The sequence below is a fragment of the Actomonas aquatica genome, from assembly GCF_019679435.2.
GTDB classification, from domain to species: Bacteria; Verrucomicrobiota; Verrucomicrobiia; order Opitutales; family Opitutaceae; genus Actomonas; species Actomonas aquatica.
On sequence record NZ_CP139781.1, the window covers coordinates 5,501,203 to 5,521,561 of the forward strand.

Sequence of the window (20,359 nt, forward strand, 5' to 3'; positions counted from 1 at the left end):
TATGCCTGCTTTGCAGGCGCAAGACGGCACGGCTGCCGTGAGCGGCCGTGTCAGCAATGCTGTGACAGGCAGCTATCTCAACAACGCCCGCGTAACCGCGGTGGGCACCGGCAAGACGGTGTTCACCAACTCCTACGGTGAATACCGTATTTCCGGCCTGCCGGCCGGCGAAGTCACCCTTGAGGTGTTTTACACCGGCTTGGATACCAAGACGATCACCGTGCAGGTCAGTTCCGGTCAACCGACGACCCAAAACGTCGCGCTGACGGATTCCGCCCTCACCGGCGACGTCGATGGCGATACGGTCGTGCTCGATGAGTTTATCGTGCAGGCGACCGAACAGGCCGCCGATGCCATCGCGATCAACGAGCAACGTTTCTCCACCAACCTGAAGAACGTCGTCTCGGCCGACGCTTTCGGTGATGTCACCGAAGGCAACCCTGGCGAGTTCCTCAAATACCTTCCTGGTGTTTCGGTGGATTACGTCGCCGCTGACGTGCGCTCTGTCTCCGTGCGCGGTTTCGGTTCGTCGTTCACCTCGGTGAACGTCGACGGCAACCGCATGGCCAGCGCCGCGTCCTCCGGCGCCAGCCGCTCCTTCGAACTCGAGCAGGTGTCGATGAATAACGTCGCCCGTCTCGAAGTCGTGAAGGTGCCGACGCCCTCCATGCCGGCCGATTCCCTCGGCGGTTCGGTGAACCTCGTTTCGAAGAACGCCTTCGAACGCGACAACGCCGAGTTCAAGTATCGCGTTTACACCAGCATCAGCGACGAGGACTTCACCCTCAGCAGCACGCCTGGTCCTTCCGTCGAACGTTCCCGCAAGATCCGTCCCGGTTTCGATTTCTCCTACTCGAACCCGCTCACGTCGACCTTCGGTTTCATCCTCAACGGTCTGCACTCCGACCAGTTCAATGAGCAGCATCGTTCCCGCACCACCTGGCAGACCAGTGGTGGCGGCGCCAGCGTCGAGACGCCCTACATGCGCACTTACACGGTGCAGGATGGTCCCAAGGAAACCCGTCGCGACTCCATCGGTGTCAACGCCGACTGGAAGGTCTCCGACCGCAGCGTGCTCAGCTTCGGGTATCAGTGGAACGACTACGATTCCTTCTTCGGCAATCGTAACTACAACGTCAACGCGGGCTCGAACGTTCCGACCGGCAGCTTCAGCGACACCTACACCCAAGGCCGTTCCGGCGCAGGTGAAGTCACTGGTGGCATGTCCTTCCGCAACAAGTTCGGCACCACCAACCACGCCAACCTGAACTGGAAGTTCTATGGCGACGATCTCGAGGTGAATGCCGGGGCCTACTACTCCTACGCCACCAACAAGTATCGCGACATCGAGAACGGTCACTTCTCCGGCGTGAACACCCGCGTGCGTTCCCTCACGGTGCGCCACGACAACATCAACGGCACCGACGCGCCCGACATGACGATCGTCGATAGCAGCGGTGCGGCGGTCGACTGGACCGACCTGTCCAACTACAAACTGCGATCGGTGCGTTCGCAGGAATTCGACTCCTGGGACGAGTTCACCGGCTTCAACCTCGACGTGACCAAGCGCATCGATCTGGCCGTGCCGTTCGAGCTCAAGGCCGGTCTCAACCTGCGCGAGCAGGAGCGCGACATCATCCGTCGTCAGGACGACTACAACTACGTCGGTCCCGACGGCAGTGCCGAGTCCAACGACGACTGGGCCGCGCCCTTCATGGACGAGATCTATGTGAATCAGGACCCGCACTGGGGCCTGCCCGCGCCGCAATACGTTGATCCCTACAAGGTCTATCAGCACTTCCTCGCGCACCCGGATTACTTCGTGGCCAACGTCAACAACTGGCAGAACCGCGCCCAGAATGACTACAACCTGACCGAGAAGATTTCCGCGGCTTACCTCCAGGGCGACTGGTCGCTGATGGATGGCAAGATGAAGTTCCTCACCGGCTTCCGTTACGAGAAGACCGAGATCGATGGCATCGGCTTCCTCTACAATCCGGACGGTCACCTCGATGCCAACGGCAACCCGCTGAGCAACGACGTCGCCACCCAGCGCCGCCTGCAGTATCAGCGTCGTGCCGCCTCGGTCTCCCGGTCCTACGACGGCGTCTACCCGAGCGCTCACCTGGTCTACAACATCAAGCAGAACCTCATCCTGCGTCTGGCCTTCGCCAAGACCATCGGCCGTCCCGACTTCGCCCAAATCCTCCCGGGCACGGTGATCGATCCGTATGACAACCCGATCGCGGGCGAGCCCGGCGGCCAAATCACGGTCCGCAACACCGGTCTGAAGCCCTACACCGGCGACAACTTCGACCTCTCGCTGGAGTATTACTTCGAGCCGGCCGGCGTGCTCTCCGTCGGCGTGTTCCAGAAGAACATCACCGACTTCTTCGGTGGCATCGCGAAGTTCGTCGATCAGCAGGACCTGAACGACTACAACCTCGATCCTGAATACCTCGGCTGGGACCTCACCACCACGGTCAACTCGGGTGATGCCAAGATCGCGGGTTGGGAGTTCAACTACTCCCAGCAGCTCACCATGCTGCCGAGCTTCTGGAAGAACTTCTCCGTCTTCGCCAACGGCACCTTCCTGGATCTCTCCGGTAACAACACGGCCGACTTCTCCGGCTTCATCGAGAAGACCGGCAACTGGGGCGTGTCCTACGGTGGCAAGCGTTTCAACGCCAAGATCAAGTGGAACCATCGCGGCGAGCAGTTCCGCTCCTTCCGCTCGGGCCTCGGCACCGACGGCGCGGAGTATTACGACTCCCGCACCTACCTGGATGTGAACTTTGATTACAAGATCACCGATCGCATCACCGCGTTCCTCAACGCCCGCAACATCCTCAACGAGCAACAGCTGCTGCAGCGCTACGGCGACGAACTGCCCAACTACGCTCGCGACTACCAAGCCGAGGAGTTCGGCGTGCAATACGCCATCGGCATCAAGGGCAAATTCTAAGCCCCTGACGTTCGACGGCTGTTCATTCCTTCATCACCCTTAACCCTCCGGCCCCGGTGCGCGTTTTAGCCGCCGGGGCCGGTTCCCCCTTTCTCTTTTCTTTCCTCCTTTCGCCATGCACCACCTGCACGACTCCCACCCGGCCGACTTGGATCGGCTGACCTCAGCCCAGCTGAGGGAGCGCTTCCTCTTGCCGCGCCTATTCCGCGCCGGGGAACAGCAGCTTCACTATTGGGATGTCGACCGCACGGTGGTGGGTGGGGTCGTTCCCACCGCGAGCGCCATCACGCTGGAGACGCCCGCGAATCTTGCCGCGGGCAGTTTCTGCGAACGACGTGAACTGGGCATCATCAACCTCGGCGGCGCCGGCTCCGTGACGGTGGGTGACACCACCCACGACCTCGCGCCCTCCGATGGTCTCTACCTCGGCCGTGGTTCGCCCACCCCCGTATTCGCCTCGGCCGACGCCGCCCATCCTGCGCAGTTTTACCTGCTCAGCTATCCGGCGCACGCCAGCCATCCGAGTCAGGTGGTGCGTTTTGCCGAGATCGCCGGCAACGCCCTCGGCAGTTCCGCCACCGCCAACGAGCGCACGATCTACAAATACTTCGCGCCGGGCCTCGTGACCACCTGCCAACTGGTGATGGGCCTCACCATCATCGCCCCCGGCAGTGTCTGGAACACCATGCCCCCGCACACCCACCTGCGCCGCTCCGAGGTGTATTGCTACTGCCGACTCGCGCCCGATGCGGTGGTCATGCACTTTATGGGCGCTCCCACCGCCACCCGCCACCTCGTCATGCGCGACGGCGACGCCGTGATCTCGCCTTCGTGGTCCATCCACGCCGGCGCAGGCACCGGCGCCTACGCCTTTGTCTGGGGCATGGGTGGCGAGAATCAGGAATTCAGTGACATGGACGCCGTCGCGATGAGCGACCTGACCTGAGTTCCGACCGACTCACCTCCCAGGAAAATGAACGGACTCGAAAGCTTTAGCCTCCAAAACCAAATTGCGGTTGTGACCGGCGCCTCCCGCGGCATCGGCGCGGCCCTCGCCCAAGGCCTCGCCGCCGCCGGTGCCGACGTTGCTCTGCTCGCCCGCGGCGACTGCAGCGAAGCCGCCGCCGCCATCCAGGCCGCCGGTCGCCGGGCCCTCGTGGTGCCGGCCGATCTCGGCACGGCCGGGGAGGGCGCCAAGGCCCTGCAACAGGTAGAGGCCGAGCTGGGAGCTCCGACCATCCTCATCAACAACGCCGGCATCATCCGCCGCGCCGACTTCCCGGAATACTCCAAGCAGGACTGGGACGAGGTCATGGCCGTCAACCTCGACGCTGTCTTCGAGCTCAGCCAGGCCTTTGCCCAGTCGTGCCTCGCCGGCAAACGCGGCGGGCGCATCATCAACATCGCTTCCATGTTGTCCTTCCAGGGCGGCATCCGGGTGGTCGCCTACACCGCCTCCAAAAGCGCCGTGCTTGGCATCACCCGCGCGCTCGCCAACGAACTCGCCTCGCAGGGCATCAACGTGAACGCCATCGCGCCCGGTTACATCGCCACCGACAACACCGCTGCGCTCCGCGCCGACACGGCCCGCAACCAAGCCATCCTCGAGCGCATCCCGGCCGGTCGTTGGGGCGACCCGTCCGACCTGGTGGGCGCCGCCGTATTTCTCTCCTCTCCCGCCGCTGCCTATGTGCACGGCACCGTGCTGGCCGTCGATGGCGGTTGGCTCGCTCGCTAACCCTCCAACTCTCGCCCCTCGCTCTGGTTCGCCGCTTTCGCCGCTCCGAGTGGCGGGGGCGGCGAACCGAAGCGAAGGGCGACCAAAGCCCGTTGCTTCCCATGTTCCGATTCCGCCCCCTGGCGCTGCTGCTGGCGGCCTTCCTCGCCGTTCCGCTGTCCGCCGAACATTTCCGCGTCACCGTTTCGCGTGACGACTCCGCCGCCCGGCCCGACGCGATCATCTCCGTGCCCTTCGCCGCCGTGCGCGAACGTCTGCCCGACGTGCGCTTCGATCACGTGCAGGTGCGCCGCGCCGATACCGGTGCGCTGCTGCCGTTTCAAATCACCAACTTCACACCCAACATCCGCCCGGCCCGTTACGACGATCTGTTGTGGCATTACGATTTTGCCGCCGGCGAAACGAGCGCGACCTTCCTCATCGAGACGACCGACGCCGTCGTGCCGCCGTTTCCGTCCCGCGTTTTTGCCCGTCATGTGCCGGAACGCCTCGACGACTTCGCTTGGGAAAACGACCGCATGGGTCATCGCGCCTACGGTCCGCGTCTCAACACCCCCGAAGCCGGCAAGAGCCAGTTGCGCAGTGCCGGTCTCGATTATTGGGCCAAACGTGTGCCTTACCTCATTGTTGACCGCTGGTATTTGAAAGGTCACGACGCCTACCACGTCGATAGCGGTGAAGGCCTCGACATGTATTCCGTCGGCACCAACGCCGGCGTCGGCGGCACCGCCGCGTGGCTCGAGGGCGCCGCCCACAGCGCCGGCAACTGGCAGGCCGCCCGCGTGCTGGCCAACGGCCCGCTGCGCGCTGTCTTTGAACTCGATTACGCGCCGATCGAACTAGGGGAGGGCGCCACCCTCACCGAAACCAAACGTTTCATCGTCGATGCCGGTCGCAACCTCGACCGCATTGAAAGCCGCTTCACTCTGACCGGGGCCGACAGCGCGGTGGTGGCCTTCGGCCTCACGCGCCGCGACGAGATGAACCCGGAAGTCCAGTCCGTCGCCGACGCGGCCGGTTTCATCAGCAACTGGTCGGTGTATCCCGACGATCATGGCGCGCTCGGCACCGCCGTCGTTCTCGCTCCCGGCACGACCGTCGCCGGCTCCGCTCGCGACGACGCCAATGACTACCTGCTCGTCACGGTGGCCGACGGCAGCGTGGTGACCTACTACGCCGGTGGTGGATGGTCGCTCTCCGGCCACTTTCCTTCGCACGACGCCTGGAAGGTTTATCTGACCCAATTCTTCAGCCGGCTCACGTCGCCGCTCACACTCACCTTCGACCCCGCTCAATGATCATGCAGCGCTCTGTTTCGCTCCTATCTCTCCTCGCTCTTTTGGTCAGCCCCCTGCTCGCGCAGGTGACGCAATTTGGTGGTGCCACTCCGCTCGAGTGGTCGCAACGCCTGGCCGAATCCGAACGCGCCCGTTACGGCGAGCGGCTCTACTTCGAGGGCGCGCCGCGGGCACGTTGGGATTACACCTCCGGGTTGCTGTCGCTCTTCATGCTCGATCTCGCCGAGACCATCGGTGACGACGATCTGCGCGACTACGCCGCCGGCATCGTGGGCAGTTTCGTGGCGCCCGACGGCACGATCCGCACCTACAAGATGTCGGACTACAACATCGACATGGTCACGCCCGGCAAGGTGACCCTGCGCCTCTACGAACGCACCGGCGACGAACGCTTCAAGATCGCTTCCGACACCGTGCGCGAGCAGCTCCGCCAGCATCCGCGCACCAGCGAGGGCGGCTTCTGGCACAAACAGCGTTATCCGCACCAGATGTGGCTCGACGGCCTCTACATGGCCGCGCCGTTTTACGCCGCGTATGGCAAGATGTTCGACGAGCCGGCCGCCTACGACGACGTCGCCAAACAGCTCATCATGATCGACCGGCACACCTACGTGCCCGAGGTCGGTCTGCATCGTCACGGTTGGGACGAAGCCCGCGCCCAGTCCTGGGCCGATCCCGAAACCGGCCTGTCGCCCAACTTCTGGGGGCGCGCCGAGGGATGGTATGCCATGGCGCTGGTTGACTCCCTCGATTTTATTCCGGGCATCCACCATGACGTGGAGTCCATCGTCGAAATCCTGCGACGCGTCGCCGCTGGCCTCGAGCGTCACCAGGATCCGGATACGGGCGTGTGGTGGCAGGTGCTCGATCAGCCGCACCGCGAGGGCAACTACCTCGAAGCCACCGCTTCCTCGCAGTTTGTCTACGCCCTGGCCAAGGCCGTCAACAAGGGCTACCTGCCGCGCGACCGCTATGAGCCGGTCATCCGCAAAGCCTACGCCGGTATCATCAAAGAGTTTGTCCGCGTGAATGACGAGGGCCTCACCGATCTCACCCGCTGCTGCGCGGTGGCCGGTCTGGGTTACACCAACAGCGCCGGGCGCGCCCGCGATGGTTCCTTCGACTACTACATCAGCGAGCCGATCATCAACAACGACCCCAAGGGCACCGGCCCGTTCATCGGCGCCGGCATGCAGGTGCAGCAACTGCTCACCACGCCCGCCTCCGCCACGCCGTTGCGCGTCACCGGTTGGGCCGACTACGAGCGGGTGCTCGCGCGCATCTCGGCGCCGACGTTCCCGGATCGCGATTTCCCCATCACCGATTTCGGCGCGCAGGAAGGTGCCACCGTCAAAGCGACCCAGGCCATCGCCGATGCCATTGCCGCCGCGCACGCCGCCGGGGGCGGGCGGGTGGTGGTGCCGCCGGGCGAATGGCTCACCGGCGCGGTCCACCTCAAGAGCAACGTCAACCTGCACATCAGCGCCGGTGCCGTGCTCAAGTTCTCCACCGATCCCGCCGACTACCCGCTGGTTTACACCCGTTGGGAAGGCATGGAGTGCATGAACTACTCGCCGTTCATCTACGCCTGGGAGCAGCAGAACATTGCCGTGACGGGCGAGGGCACCCTCGATGGTCAAGCCGACTGGGACAATTGGTGGGGCTGGAACAATAAGAGCGTGAAGAGCGCCGAGCGCCTGCAGGTGCCCGATCGCAACAAACTCTTCGCCATGGCCGAAGCCGGAGTGCCGGTGGAGGAGCGCGTTTTTGGTCCGGGCACCCACCTGCGGCCCAACTTCATCCAGCCTTACCGCTGCGAAAACATCCTCATCGAGGGCGTTACCATCCTGCGTTCGCCCATGTGGGAAGTGCACCCGGTGCTCTCGCGCAACATCACCGTGCGCGGCCTCACCATCACGACGCACGGGCCCAACAACGACGGTTGTAATCCCGAGTCGTCCCAGGACGTGCTCATCGAGGACTGCCTCTTCGACACCGGTGATGACTGCATCGCGATCAAGTCCGGCCGTAACAACGACGGCCGCCGCATCGATGTGCCGTCGCAGAACATCATCGTGCGCAATTCCATCATGAAGGACGGCCACGGCGGCGTTGTGCTCGGCAGCGAATGCTCGGGTCACATCCGCAACGTGTTTGTCGAAAACTGCGAGATGGACAGCCCCAATCTCGACCGCGCCCTGCGCTTCAAAAACAACGCCGTGCGCGGCGGCATTCTGGAGAACGTGTTCATGCGCAATGTCACAATCGGCACCGTCGCCGAGGCCGTGCTCACGATCGACCTGCTCTACGAGGAGGGCGCCAACGGCGACCACATGCCCATCGTGCGCAACGTCGAGATCGACAACGTCACCAGCACGGCCAGCCCGCGCGTGATGTTTGTGCAAGGCTTCGAGGGGGCGGTCATCGAAAACATCCGCATCAAGAACAGCACCTTCTCCGGTGTCACCTCCACGGAAGTGCTCTCGCACGCCGGCAAAGTCACCTTCGAGAACGTCACGATCACGCCGGAAGGCGGCGCTAAAGGGCGCAACTCCGTGCCGCCGCCGACCACCCGCCACGGGGTGGGGCACTGATGCCAAGCAGTGGCACGGCGCTGCGGATTTTGACAATCACCATGCGGATTAGCGCCTCCGGCGCTAAGCGGCATTGCGCTACGCTCTGACCGCACTTTTTCTCCCGTGCCATGCGCCCGTTTTTCGACGGTCGCATGGCACCCGGGTGACGCTTGCCGGTCATCCTTATCCCGTTCGTAACCCCCTCTTCCCCTTTCATGCGCAAGGAAACCTCCTTTCTCGCTGTCGGCCTCGTGCTCGGTGCCCTCGTCACCGCCACGTGCTTCGTCTTCATCCAGCGCTCCGCCAAGACCGATGGCGGCGCCGCCCGGGTCCTGAAACTGGGCCACGCGCTCGACCAGTCCCATCCGGTGCACGCCGGCATGGAATTTATGGCGCAGCGCCTCGCCGAGATTTCCGGCGGGCAGATGGAGATCCAGATTTTCCCCAACGGCCAGCTCGGCTCGGAACCGGAGACGGTGGAGCAGCTGCAACGCGGCGCCCTCGCCATGGTGAAGACCTCCGCCGCGGCCATGGAGGGCTTTGTGCCGGAGATGGCGGTCTTCGGCCTGCCGTATCTCTTCCGCGACGACGAGCACTACTGGACCGTGCTCAACGGCCCGATCGGCAAGGAACTGCTCGAGGCCGGTGCCCCGGTTGGCATTCACGGCCTGTGTTATTACGATTCCGGCAGCCGGAGCTTCTATACTATCGACGGGCCCATCCTTGATCCAGAGGCAGTGAAAGGACAGAAGATCCGCACCCTGCAGAGCCGCATGGCCATGGACCTCATCTCGACCATGGACGGCGCGCCCACGCCGATTCCGTGGGGCGAACTCTACACCGCTCTGCAGCAACGCATGGTGGACGGTGCGGAGAACAACCCGCCCAGTTTCCTCACCAGCCGCCACTACGAGGTGGCCAAATACTACTCGCTCGATGAGCACACCCGCATCCCCGACATGGTCATCTTCAGCCAGAAGATCTGGGACACCCTCAGCCCGCAGCAGCAGGCCTGGGTGGAACAGGCCGCGATGGAGTCGGTGGATTTCCAGCGCGCGCTCTGGACCGAGAAGACCGAGGAGGCGTTGGAGCAGGTCGAGGCCGCCGGCGTGACGGTTTACCGTCCCGACAAGACGCCCTTTGTCGAGGCGACCGCGCCGTTGTATGAACAATTTAAGGACACGCCCATCGGCCGCCTGGCCGCCCGCATCCGGGAGGTGCAGTGATGAGGCGGCAGAAGCGTCTTTTGGAAAGTGGCTACGAGCGTGAGCGAGTGGCTGCACCGTCCATCGTCTCCACTCGCTCACGCTCGTGGCTACAACCTGACGGCGAGGAGGTCCTCCAATGAGTTACCGTCTCGGCAACGAACCGACCCCGAGCAACCGGCTCTGGGCGACCGTGGTGGTCGGCCTGCAATGGCTCACCATCGTGCTCTTCGCGCTGCTCACGCTCGATGTGTTGTGGGGCGTGCTTTCGCGCTACGTGCTCGGCTCCCAGAGTCGCTGGACGGAGGAGTTTGCCATCTACGCCATCGTGTGGGTGTCACTGCTCGGAGCGGCGCTCATGTTCCGCGAGCGCGGGCATCTGGGCGTCGACTATTTTGTGGGTAAACTCGATCCGAGCGCGCGTCGTTTCACCGCCATCGTGGCGGAGCTCGCGGTCATGGCCTTTGCGGGCTTCGTGCTCATTTACGGCGGTTTCATGCTGGTGAGTGAGACCCTGCGCTCCGGTCAGGTGACACCGGCCATGGGCTGGAAGGTGGGTTACCTCTACAGCGTCGTGCCGCTCAGCGGCCTCTTCATTCTCGCCTTCTCCATTGAACACCTCGTCACCGGCCGCACCACGGCCTCGGCTGATCTGATCGGAAAGGAGATCGACTGACCATGAGCATCGAAGTCCTCATCCTGCTCGTCATCTTTGTCGGCCTGCTCGTGCTCAACGTGCCGGTGGCCGTCTGTATTGGTCTCGCCGCTACGGCGACGATTCTGAGTCTGGGCGACGGCTCGGCCGGCTACGTCATGGCGCAGCGCACCTCGGCCGGCATCGCGAGTTTCCCCTTGTTGGCCATTCCCTTCTTCGTGCTCGCCGGCGTCCTGATGGGCGAGGGTGGCATGTCGCGGCGATTAACCAACTTCGCGGCCGCCATGGTGGGCCGCCTGCCGGGTGGTCTCGCCTACGTGAACACGCTCACCTGCATGATGTTTGGCGCGGTGTCGGGATCGGCGGCCGCGGCGGTGTCGTCGATCGGTGGTTCGCTCATCCCCGAGATGGAGCGCAAGGGCTACAAGCGGGAGTTTGCCGTGGCGCTCACCGCGACCTCGGCCACGACCGGTCTGCTCATCCCGCCGAGCAACATCATGATCGTTTTTGCGGTGGTGGCCGGCAACGTCTCGGTCGCCGCGCTCTTCATGGCGGGTGTGATTCCGGGCATTGTGACCGGTCTGCTCATCATGGCGGTAAGCCTCATGCTCAGTATGCGCTCCGGCGCCTTGCAGGCTGATGCGGGTGAAATCGAGCTGCCGCCCTTCGGTCGCTCGCTCGGCGGGGCGCTGCCCAGCCTGTTGCTCATCATCATCGTGCTCGGCGGTATCCTGGGCGGCGTGTTTTCCGCCACCGAAGCCTCCGCCATTGCGGTGGCTTACGCCTTCATCCTCGGCGTGGTGATCTACCGGGAGATTCCGCTGTCGCACCTGCCGGAGATCCTGCTGCGCGCCGCCAAAACCACCGCGGTGGTCATGCTGCTGGTGGGCGCGAGTCAGGCCATGAGTTGGGTGCTCGCTTACGAGCGCGTGCCGGATCTGGTGAGCTCGGCGATGATCGGTTTGTCGGACAATCCCATCGTCATTCTGCTGCTCATCAACGTGCTGCTGCTGATCGTCGGCACCTTCATGGACATGACGCCGGCGGTGCTGATTTTTACGCCGATCTTCCTGCCCGTGGTAATGAAGCTCGGGATGGATCCGGTGCAGTTTGGCATCGTGCTCATCGCCAACCTCTGCATCGGCCTCTGCACGCCGCCGGTGGGCGCCTGCATGTTTGTGAGCTGTAGCGTGGGACGCACCAGCATCTCGCGGGTGATCGCGCCCATGATTCCGTTCTTTTTCGCAATGCTCGCCGCGTTGCTGCTCGTCACCTACTGGCCCGCTCTGTCCACCGCGCTGCCGCGTTGGCTGGGCCTGATGTAACCCCCCCCCAACGTCTCCCATTAACCATGCGGGCTTCTCTGACCGCGATCTTCGCCTGCGTTGCCTTGGCCTCCCTGAGCGCTGCGCCGTCGTGGCGCAGCATCCTCAAACAACCCGCCGACTGGTATGGCAGCGCGGAGGCCCTGGCCGTCGGTCAAGCCGTGATCGCCTACCAGAATGAGACGGGCGGTTGGCCTAAAAACACCGACATGACGGCACCGCCGTCGGCGGAGTTTTTGGCGCGGTCGGCGAAAGAGAAGGCCCCGACGATCGACAATGGTGGCACCACCACGCAGATCCGGCTGCTCGCGCGGATCGCCCAGGCCACCGGTGATGAGCACCTGACGGTGGCGGTGCGGCGTGGCCTGCGTTACCTGCTTGATGCCCAATACGACAATGGCGGCTGGCCCCAGTTTTATCCGCTGCGCAAGGGTTACTACAGCCACATCACCTACAACGACAACGCGATGGTGAATGTGCTGGAGATCCTGCGCGACGCTGCGGCCGGGGAAGAGGTTTGGGCCGGCCTCGTCGACGAGGCGATGCGCGCCGAGATGCGGCAGGCGGTGGAACGTGGGCTGGCCTGCATCCTCGCCACCCAAGTGCGGGTCGACGGTCGGTTGACGGTGTGGTGTGCCCAGCACGACGAGAACACGCTCGAGCCCGCCCCCGCGCGGAAGTTCGAACCCGCCTCGCTCTCGGGCGCCGAGTCGGTGGGTATCGTGCGATTTCTCATGAGCGTGGAGCAACCGAGCCCACAACTTGTGACTGCGGTGAAGGCGGCGGTGGCGTGGTTCGAGGCGACCGCGCTTCCCGGCAAACGCGCCGAACGCTCCAAGGAGGACCAGGTGTTGCTCGACGATCCCAAATCCGACACCTGGGCGCGGTTTTACGAGCTCGGCACTGATCGCCCCATCTTTCTGGGCCGCGACGCGGTGGTGCATTATGACCTGACGGAGGTCGAGCACGAGCGCCGCACCGGTTACGGTTACTACGGTTCCTGGGCGCAGGATCTGATCGGCAAGGAGTATCTGGCCTGGCTGCGGCAGCTCGCGCGTCAGTCCGAACATCCGGTGCTCTTCATCGCGGGCGATTCGACCGCCGCCGACAAACCGCGTCTCACCGATCCGGAACGTGGCTGGGGCCAGGCGCTGCGTGAGATCGTCAAACCCGGTTGGCATGTCGACAACCGCGCGCTCAACGGTCGCAGCACCAAGTCCTTCATCGACGAAGGCCGTTGGGACGAACTTTTGGCCGACCTGCGCGCCGGCGACTGGGTCATCATCCAGTTTGGCCACAACGATGAGAAGGTGAATTCGCCCGACCGCTACACCGATCCGGCCCCGGGGGGGACCTACCGCGCGAACCTCACCCGATTTGTGCATGAAGTGCGGGCGCGCGGGGCGCATCCCGTGCTCGCGCCCTCGGTGGCCCGTCGCAAATGGAACGACGCCGGCACCGATCTGGTGCCCACCCATGGCGACTACCCGGACGCGGTGCGCGCCGTGGCCGCGGCCGAAGGCGTGCCGCTGCTGGAGATGGAGGAGCGCACCACGGCGCTGGAGCGCAGCCTCGGGCTCGAGGACAGCAAAGCCCTGCATCTCTGGTATGACGAAGGCGCCTTGCCCACTCGACCAGCAGGCGTGCAGGACGACACGCACTATTCACCGATGGGCGCCCGCCGGGTCGCGATACTCGTGGCCGAAGAACTGCGTCGGTTGGAGCTGCCGATCGCAGAGATGGTGGATTGGACCGCGATAAGCGAAGCCCCGACACCCTGACTGCTCCGTCTCGCTCTCTGTTCGACCTCAAGACCTCTGCCCCCATTTCACCATGTTGCGATCCCTGCTCCTCTGTCTCCTCGGCTCGGCCGCGTCGCTGTTTGCCCTGCAACCCGATGCCATCGTCGCGCTGGACGGCAGCGGTGACTACATCTCGATCGAAAAGGCCATCTACGGTGCCGACCAGAAGCGCGCGGAACCGGGTGGCGGTGAGCGTTGGGTGATTTTGGTGAAACCGGGCACCTATCGCGAGCGGGTCATCGTCCAACGCGAACGCGGCAACATCGCGCTCATCGGCGAAGATCCGGAGACGACGATTCTGGTCGAGGGTATCCACGCCAACATGACAGGTCCGGACGGCAAGAAGATCGGCACCTTCCGCACCCCGACCCTGCAGGTCGACGGCGACGGGTTTGTGGTCGAGAACCTGACGATTGCCAACGACGCCGGTCCGGTCGGGCAAGCGCTCGCCCTCCGCGTTGACGGCGATCGGGTGGTGTTTCGCAACTGCCGCTTCCTCGGCTGGCAGGATACGATTCTGGTGAATCGCGGCCGCCACTACTTCGCCGACAGTTACATTGAGGGACACGTCGATTTCATCTTCGGCGGAGCCAACGCCGTCTTTGAGCGCACGCACATCCATTGTGTGGGCAAGGGTTACATCACCGCCGCGTCGACGCCGTGGGATCAGGCGCACGGGCTGACGTTCCTCGACTGCTCCATCACCGGCGTCGAAGACGTTGAAACCTTCCTCGGCCGCCCGTGGCGCGCCCACGCCCAGACTGCGTTTGTGCGCACTGAAATGAGCGCGGTGGTGAAGGCGGCAGGCTGGCACAACTGGGGCCAACCGGAGCGCGAGCTCACCTCCCGTTATGTCGAAATCGCCAGCCGCGGTGAGGGCGCGAACAACGCGGCTCGTGTCGGTTGGGCCAAAACCATCAGCGAGGCCGTGGGCGACTGGACGGCCGCGACGATCCTGGCCGGCGACGACAACTGGCAAATTCCGTTGCCGGTTTCGCGTTAAATGTCCCGTTTGGGGAGCGTGAAAACCCTGTTCGCTCTCCTCGGTGTCCTGAGTCTTTGCACGGCGGTGCTGGCCGATACGGCCGACCGGCTGAAGCTCTGGTATGACGAACCCGCTTCCAAGTGGGTGGAAGCGCTGCCGATCGGCAACGGTCGCCTCGGCGGCATGGTGTTTGGCGGGGTGGAGATGGAGCGTATCCAGCTCAACGAAGACACCCTGTGGGGCGGTGGACCGTTTCAGCCCACCCGCGAAGGCGCGCTGGAGGCGTTGCCCGAGATTCGCCGCCTGATTGCGGCGGGGGACTACGCCGCCGCCCAAGCCATGGCGCAGGCGCGGTTCATGGCCGATCCGATGACGGAGATGCCGTATCAGACTGTCGGCGACCTGCTCATCACCATGCCCAACAGCGAGAAGGTGCGTGGCTATCGGCGGGAACTCGACCTGAGCACGGCCATCGCGCACACCGAGTTTGGTTTCAACGGCGCGAGTTTCACCCGCGACATCTACGTGAGCCCGGTCGATCAGGTCATGGTCATCGAACTCACCGGCGCCAATCCGGACCACCCGGAGTGGGGCGGACAACTCAACGCCAGCCTCGCCTTTCAGTCGCCGCAGGTGACGACGGTGACGGTGGCCGACAACGGCGACCTCGTTTTGGCCGGGCGCAACACCGACTACGCCAGCATCAAAGGTGCGCTCACCTTCGAAGCGCGTCTGCGCGTCGTCGAGGCGGACGGCGAGATCGTGGCCGAGGGCGGGCAAATCCATTTTCGCGGCGCGACCCACGCGCGCCTGTTGTTGGCGGCGGCGACCAGTTACGTGAGCTACGACGACGTGTCCGGCGACCCGACTGCCCGCAATCTCGCGGTGCTCGACGCGGCGGCGGCGAAGTCGGCCACGGCGCTGCGCGAGGCGCACGTGGCGGAGCATCAGCGGCTCTTCGATCGCGTGTCCCTCGACCTCGGCACCTCGCCGGCGGCGGACCTGCCGACCGACGAGCGGGTGTTGCAATCGCGCGATCACGCCGATCCCGATCTGGCGGCTTTGTATTTTCAATACGGGCGTTACCTCCTCATCAGCAGCTCCCGTCCGGGCACGCAGCCGGCCAACCTTCAGGGCATCTGGAACGCCAGTCTCACGCCGCCGTGGAACGGCAACTACACGCTGAACATCAACGCGCAGATGAACTACTGGCCGGCCGAGACGACCAACCTCGCCGAGTGTGTCGAACCGCTCACCACCATGGTGCAGGAGCTCGCCCAGACCGGCCAGGTGATGGCGCGTGCGCACTACGACGCCGACGGTTGGGTGGCGCATCACAACACTGACCTGTGGCGCTCCACCGGGGCGGTCGACGGCGCGCTGTGGGGCATGTGGCCGACCGGCGGCGCTTGGCTCTGCACCCACCTCTGGGAGCACTACCTGTTCTCGGGCGATGAGGCTTACCTGGCGGAGGTTTACCCGGCCCTGAAGGGCTCGGCCCAATTCTTCCTCGATGCCATGGTGGAGCTGGAGCACGACGGTCAAACCTACCTCGTGACCAGTCCGTCGATGTCGCCGGAAAACTCGCACCACGACGGTGTGTCGATCGTGGCCGGACCGGCCATGGACAACCAGATCCTCCGGGACCTCTTCGCGGCGGTGATCGAATCGGCGAAGGTGTTGGGCACGGATGCAGACTTTGCCGCCAAGGTGGCCGCGGCGCGCGATCGCCTGCCGCCGGACCAGATCGGCAAGGGTGGTCAGTTGCAGGAGTGGATTGAAGACTGGGACCTCGAAGCGCCGGAGCGTCATCACCGTCACGTGTCGCATTTGTATGCGGTCTATCCCAGCAACCAAATCACGCCGCGCGGCACGCCGGAACTGGCGGCGGCGGTGCGACGTTCGCTGGAGTTGCGCGGTGACTTTGCGACCGGCTGGGGCATCGGCTGGCGCATGAATTTGGCGGCGCGTTTGGGCGACGGTGATTGGGCGCATTCCATCCTCGAGCTGTTGCTGAGCAGTGACCGCACGTATCCAAATCTCTTTGACGCGCACCCGCCGTTCCAGATCGACGGCAACTTCGGCGGCACCGCCGGCATCGCCGAAATGCTACTGCAATCGCACACCGGCGAGATCGTGTTGCTGCCCGCGCTGCCCAGTGCCTGGCCGAACGGCTCGGTGACGGGTCTGCGTGCGCGGGGCGGATTCGAAGTCGATCTGCAGTGGGCCGAGAGTCAGGTCGTGGAAGTCACCCTGCGCTCAGAGCAAGGCGGCACCGCCAAGCTGCGGGTGGGCGACGATGTGACGACGGTCGTAGTGCCAGCCGGCGGTGAAGTGGCGGTGCGACCGCCAACGGTGGAATGAACCGTGCCAACGGGCTGTAGCCGGCCTCGGTGAGGCCGGACCGGGGTCACCGACCCCGGCTACAACCTCGAGCCTCGAGATGCGCCTCACTCCACATGGCGTTCCAGCCAGCGGAAGGGGCGCTCGTCTCCCACCAGCGCGCTCTCGCTCAGGAAGGTGCCGCCGCCGTCGATGACGTAGAGGCCTTCGTGACCGGCCGAGAGACTTACCCGGAGTCGGTAAGGCGTTTGGGCATTCGGGACGGGCAAGCTGAGCTCGCCCCAGAGTGCATGGTGCGCCGGAGCCTGCACGAAGATCACGATCATGTAGTCGTCTACTGCGGCGAAGCCCGTGTCGTTGGCGCGCTCGGTTTGCCAAGTCGTTTCGATGGCGCGGGCGGTGCTCGGGCTTTCGATGGCGGCGGCCAAGCGGGCCTTCGGCACCAAGGCGTAGGTGACTTCGGCTGCAGGTGCGGCGGCCAGACCGCAGAGCGGCAGGAGCACGAGGAACAGGAGTTTGGTTTTCATCGGGCGAAGGCGGATTAGTGGGCGAAGGAGGCGTGGCGGTTGAGCGGGTTGTCCAAGTTGGGCGCTTGGGAGCCAAAGGCCACCGCGCAGCCGACGCCGAGCCCGATGAGGTGGGCGAGGGGCACGGGGGCGAAGGTGAGGCTGTCGGAGAAAACGGTTTCGGCGGTGAGCAGCTCGAAGCCGGTTTTCAGGACGAAGCCAATGAGCGCGAGGGCGGCGATGCTGATTGTGAAGTCGTGGCGTTCACGCCAGCCGTCGACGAGGAGACGGGCGGTGATCAGGCCGTAGAGCGCGGAGTCGAGTCCGGAGAGGCCGCGGTAGGTGTCGAAGTGCGGTTGGAAGAGCAGCACGCCGAGGCCGATGGCGGGCGCGGCCAGCAGTAGGGTGAGCGCGGTGGCGCGGCGGTCGGTGCGTTCGGCGAGGGTGCCGAGGAGCAGCAGCGCGAGCACATCCCAACGCAGGTGATCGGCCTCAAAATGGGTGAGGTGCGCGGTGAAGAGTCGGGACCATTGCACGCTGCCAAGCGCGGCGGAGCGGTCGAATTGGAAGAGTTCAGTGGCGCCGGGAATCAGCGCGATCGCGACCGCGAGGGCAGCGAGGCCGCAGGTGAGGAAAGGGAAGCGTTTCATGGCAGTGGAGGAGGAAGCGGGCCGAGGGGCAGGAGGGAGCGGCCGACACGGCCGCTGCTACATCAGGAGGGAAATGTAGCCGCGGGCGTGTCGCCCGCGTTCGGTTGGATGGAGGATTAGGTGGCTACGAGCGTGAGCGAGTGGCGGCCTTGGCGTTGGGGCGGCGCTTCGACGGCGCCGCCCCAACGCGGCTTGGTGTCACGGCCTCAACCCTGGCGCGGACGCGGTTTACGCTTCATCGCATCGCGGCTGACTTTGGTGCCCCAGAGCAGCAGGGCGATGAAGGTGAGCATGATCACGTCGTCGCGTTCGAGGGCGCCGCCGCCTCCACCACCGCTGCGGCTGATGTGCGGGGCCGGTTGGCTGTAGGTCGGCTGCTGGGCGTCGACGCGATAGCTTTTCACCGGCGCGGCGGCGCGGGCGCTCTGCGCGGCGTGTTCGAGCGCGGTGCGCTGCTGGTTGCGGCGTTCGATGCCGCGGCGGGCAAAGGTGTCGTCGTCGAGCACGACCATGGAGGTCTGATCGGTGACGAGCTGATACTGCACGCCGAGGTGTTCGATGGCGTCGTCGCTTTCGCTGGGCGGGAGTTCGCCGATGGAGGCTTTGACCTCGAGCTGGTCGATCAGGGCCATGGCCCAGAGGCGCTCGATTTCGGGGTTGTCGGTGTCGACCTCGGGGAAGTCGAAGGTCGTGGTGTAGACCTTGTCCTCGCCGGTGAGGCGGGCGTGGAGTTCGACGGTGGCGCGGCCGGCCTTTTCGTAGCGGCCGAAGATGACCTGCTGCTGGCCGCGATAGATCTTTTTCGGATGATCGCCGGTGGTGTCGAAGACCCGCGTGCCCTTGAACTTGAAGGACGCGTCGTGCATGGCCTCGAAGGTCACTTTTGATTTAGCCAGAAGGATCTGGCCGACGATGTCGTCGGCGTTGCTGACGCCGGCGTAGAAGCCACCGGTCGCGTCGGCGATGGTGCGCATGAGCGGCCAGTTGGCGCTGTTGCCCAGGAGGAATCCGAAGATGCGGATGTCGTATTGGCCGACCAGGCGGTGGAACTTGGCGGGGTCGACAATGCCTTGATTGGTAACACCGTCTGTAACGAGGACGACAGATGTTGCACGATCGGCGTCAAGATCTCGGAGGCCAAGTTCAAGCCCGTCGTATAGATTTGTGCCTCCAGAGGATTGGAGGGTTTTAACTCGCTCAACAGCTTGTCGGACAGCCTCGGGAGTAGCTGCGCTCCAGCCGACGATCTCGCGGGCGTGATTGTTGAACGTGATGATGCGAAATCGATCCTGGGCCGACATCTGGCCCAGTGCTTGGGAGACGCCCTCGGCGAGGGTGTGGAGTTTGCCCTGCATGGAGCCCGAGGTATCGAGCACGAAGGCGTAGTCGGCGCCCTGGTTGAGCGGCTGCAGGTCGACGCCCGGCGTGACCACCATCATGAAGCTGCCGGGTTGGTCGGCGGCGGCGCGGTAGGGGATGACTTCGACGCGGCCGGGCAGGTTGTCGGCGAGGCGGTAGTAGAAGACAAAGTCGCGGTTGAGGCGGGCGCCCGTCTGGGAGAGCGAGACCTGATAGTGGCCCGTATCCAGTTGTTGGATATTGGCGGCGTTTTCGAAACCGGGGATGCGCACGGCGTCGACCGGCACGGCGGACTTGAGCTCCACGTTGAAGAGCAACTCACCTTCGACGACGTCGTTGGCGGTCCAGAAACTCTGCGCGACCTCGTCGGTGCCGCCGTCTTCCTGCGGGTAGACGTAGCGGCCCATGCCGGTGTCGATGTCGAGCGGTTGGTAGTAGACAAAACGCAGGCGGGTTTCGGCGCCGGCGCGCACCGGGCTCACGCGGAACTCGTAGGTTTGGTAACCGTTCTTGGAGCCGAGACCGGCGTCGTTTCCGGCGGCCTTTTCCTCCTCGTAGACCTGCTCGGCCTGGGCCTTGGGCAGGACCTCGCCCTGGAGGGTCTTTTCACCGTTGTTGATGGTGATCTCGGAGAGGCTGGCGCCGCGCGGCACCGGGAAGGCATAGACGGCCTCGAGGTCGGCCGCATTGGGATTATAGAAGGTCTGCAACACCTCGGTTTGGGCGAAGCCGTTGTTGAGGGTCACGTTGACCTGATGGCTGCGGATCTGGATCGGCGCGTGGGCCGACCCGACCGGGGTGAGGGTGCCGCCGGCCTGAACCGGAGTGGCGGTGAACACGGCGGCCAAAGCGGCCAACGCGGAGCTGAACAGGATCGTTTTCAGTTTCATGACATGTTGGGGGTTGAAGGTTGCCAACAGGTCCTGCTCTTTGCTAAGCCGATGCCAAAGGG

At 64.5% G+C, this 20,359-nt stretch carries 14 protein-coding genes; 11 read left to right on the forward strand and 3 right to left on the reverse strand.

Features of this window, described 5'->3' with window-relative positions; all coding sequences use genetic code 11:
* Position 1: 1 nt before the first annotated feature.
* From K1X11_RS21010 to K1X11_RS21060, 11 genes are all read left to right on the forward strand, one after another.
* Positions 2 to 2,965, forward strand: coding sequence for a TonB-dependent receptor (locus K1X11_RS21010; RefSeq protein WP_221029285.1), 2,964 nt, complete (start codon positions 2 to 4; stop codon positions 2,963 to 2,965).
* Positions 2,966 to 3,080: 115 nt separating this feature from the next.
* Complete coding sequence (kduI, locus tag K1X11_RS21015) at positions 3,081 to 3,911, forward strand: 5-dehydro-4-deoxy-D-glucuronate isomerase (RefSeq protein WP_221029284.1); 831 nt, start codon at positions 3,081 to 3,083, stop codon at positions 3,909 to 3,911.
* 27 nt (positions 3,912 to 3,938) lie between these two features.
* The gene (gene kduD, locus K1X11_RS21020; protein WP_221029283.1) at positions 3,939 to 4,703 is read left to right on the forward strand and encodes a 2-dehydro-3-deoxy-D-gluconate 5-dehydrogenase KduD; all 765 of its coding nucleotides are present in this window, start codon (positions 3,939 to 3,941) and stop codon (positions 4,701 to 4,703) included.
* Positions 4,704 to 4,804: 101 nt separating this feature from the next.
* Complete coding sequence (locus tag K1X11_RS21025; RefSeq protein ID WP_221029282.1) at positions 4,805 to 6,001, forward strand: DUF4861 family protein; 1,197 nt, start codon at positions 4,805 to 4,807, stop codon at positions 5,999 to 6,001.
* Between the two features lie 2 nt (positions 6,002 to 6,003).
* Complete coding sequence (locus tag K1X11_RS21030; protein ID WP_221029281.1) at positions 6,004 to 8,595, forward strand: glycoside hydrolase family 88 protein; 2,592 nt, start codon at positions 6,004 to 6,006, stop codon at positions 8,593 to 8,595.
* A gap of 197 nt (positions 8,596 to 8,792) precedes the next feature.
* Positions 8,793 to 9,803, forward strand: coding sequence for a TRAP transporter substrate-binding protein (locus K1X11_RS21035; RefSeq protein ID WP_221029280.1), 1,011 nt, complete (start codon positions 8,793 to 8,795; stop codon positions 9,801 to 9,803).
* Between the two features lie 118 nt (positions 9,804 to 9,921).
* Entirely contained in the window at positions 9,922 to 10,458 is a 537-nt protein-coding gene (locus K1X11_RS21040; protein WP_221029279.1) for a TRAP transporter small permease, read from the forward strand.
* 2 nt (positions 10,459 to 10,460) lie between these two features.
* Positions 10,461 to 11,762, forward strand: a complete 1,302-nt coding sequence (locus tag K1X11_RS21045; protein ID WP_221029278.1) for a TRAP transporter large permease — start codon at positions 10,461 to 10,463, stop codon at positions 11,760 to 11,762.
* 26 nt (positions 11,763 to 11,788) lie between these two features.
* Complete coding sequence (gene pelA, locus K1X11_RS21050; protein ID WP_221029277.1) at positions 11,789 to 13,543, forward strand: pectate lyase; 1,755 nt, start codon at positions 11,789 to 11,791, stop codon at positions 13,541 to 13,543.
* Positions 13,544 to 13,595: 52 nt separating this feature from the next.
* Positions 13,596 to 14,567 (forward strand): pectinesterase family protein, encoded by a 972-nt coding sequence (locus tag K1X11_RS21055; RefSeq protein ID WP_221029276.1) that lies wholly within the window; start codon positions 13,596 to 13,598, stop codon positions 14,565 to 14,567.
* Positions 14,568 to 16,913 (forward strand): glycoside hydrolase family 95 protein, encoded by a 2,346-nt coding sequence (locus K1X11_RS21060; protein ID WP_425503787.1) that lies wholly within the window; start codon positions 14,568 to 14,570, stop codon positions 16,911 to 16,913.
* Positions 16,914 to 16,999: 86 nt separating this feature from the next.
* Here K1X11_RS21060 and K1X11_RS21065 read toward each other — a convergent pair whose 3' ends face one another.
* The 3 genes from K1X11_RS21065 to K1X11_RS21075 form a co-directional block, all read right to left on the reverse strand.
* The gene (locus K1X11_RS21065; RefSeq protein WP_221029274.1) at positions 17,000 to 17,419 is read right to left on the reverse strand and encodes a hypothetical protein; all 420 of its coding nucleotides are present in this window, start codon (positions 17,417 to 17,419) and stop codon (positions 17,000 to 17,002) included.
* 14 nt (positions 17,420 to 17,433) lie between these two features.
* Positions 17,434 to 18,048: a rhombosortase gene (rrtA, locus tag K1X11_RS21070; protein ID WP_221029273.1), complete on the reverse strand. Its 615-nt coding sequence runs from the start codon at positions 18,046 to 18,048 to the stop codon at positions 17,434 to 17,436.
* Positions 18,049 to 18,254: 206 nt separating this feature from the next.
* Complete coding sequence (locus tag K1X11_RS21075) at positions 18,255 to 20,297, reverse strand: VIT and vWA domain-containing protein (protein WP_221029272.1); 2,043 nt, start codon at positions 20,295 to 20,297, stop codon at positions 18,255 to 18,257.
* Positions 20,298 to 20,359: the final 62 nt, after the last annotated feature.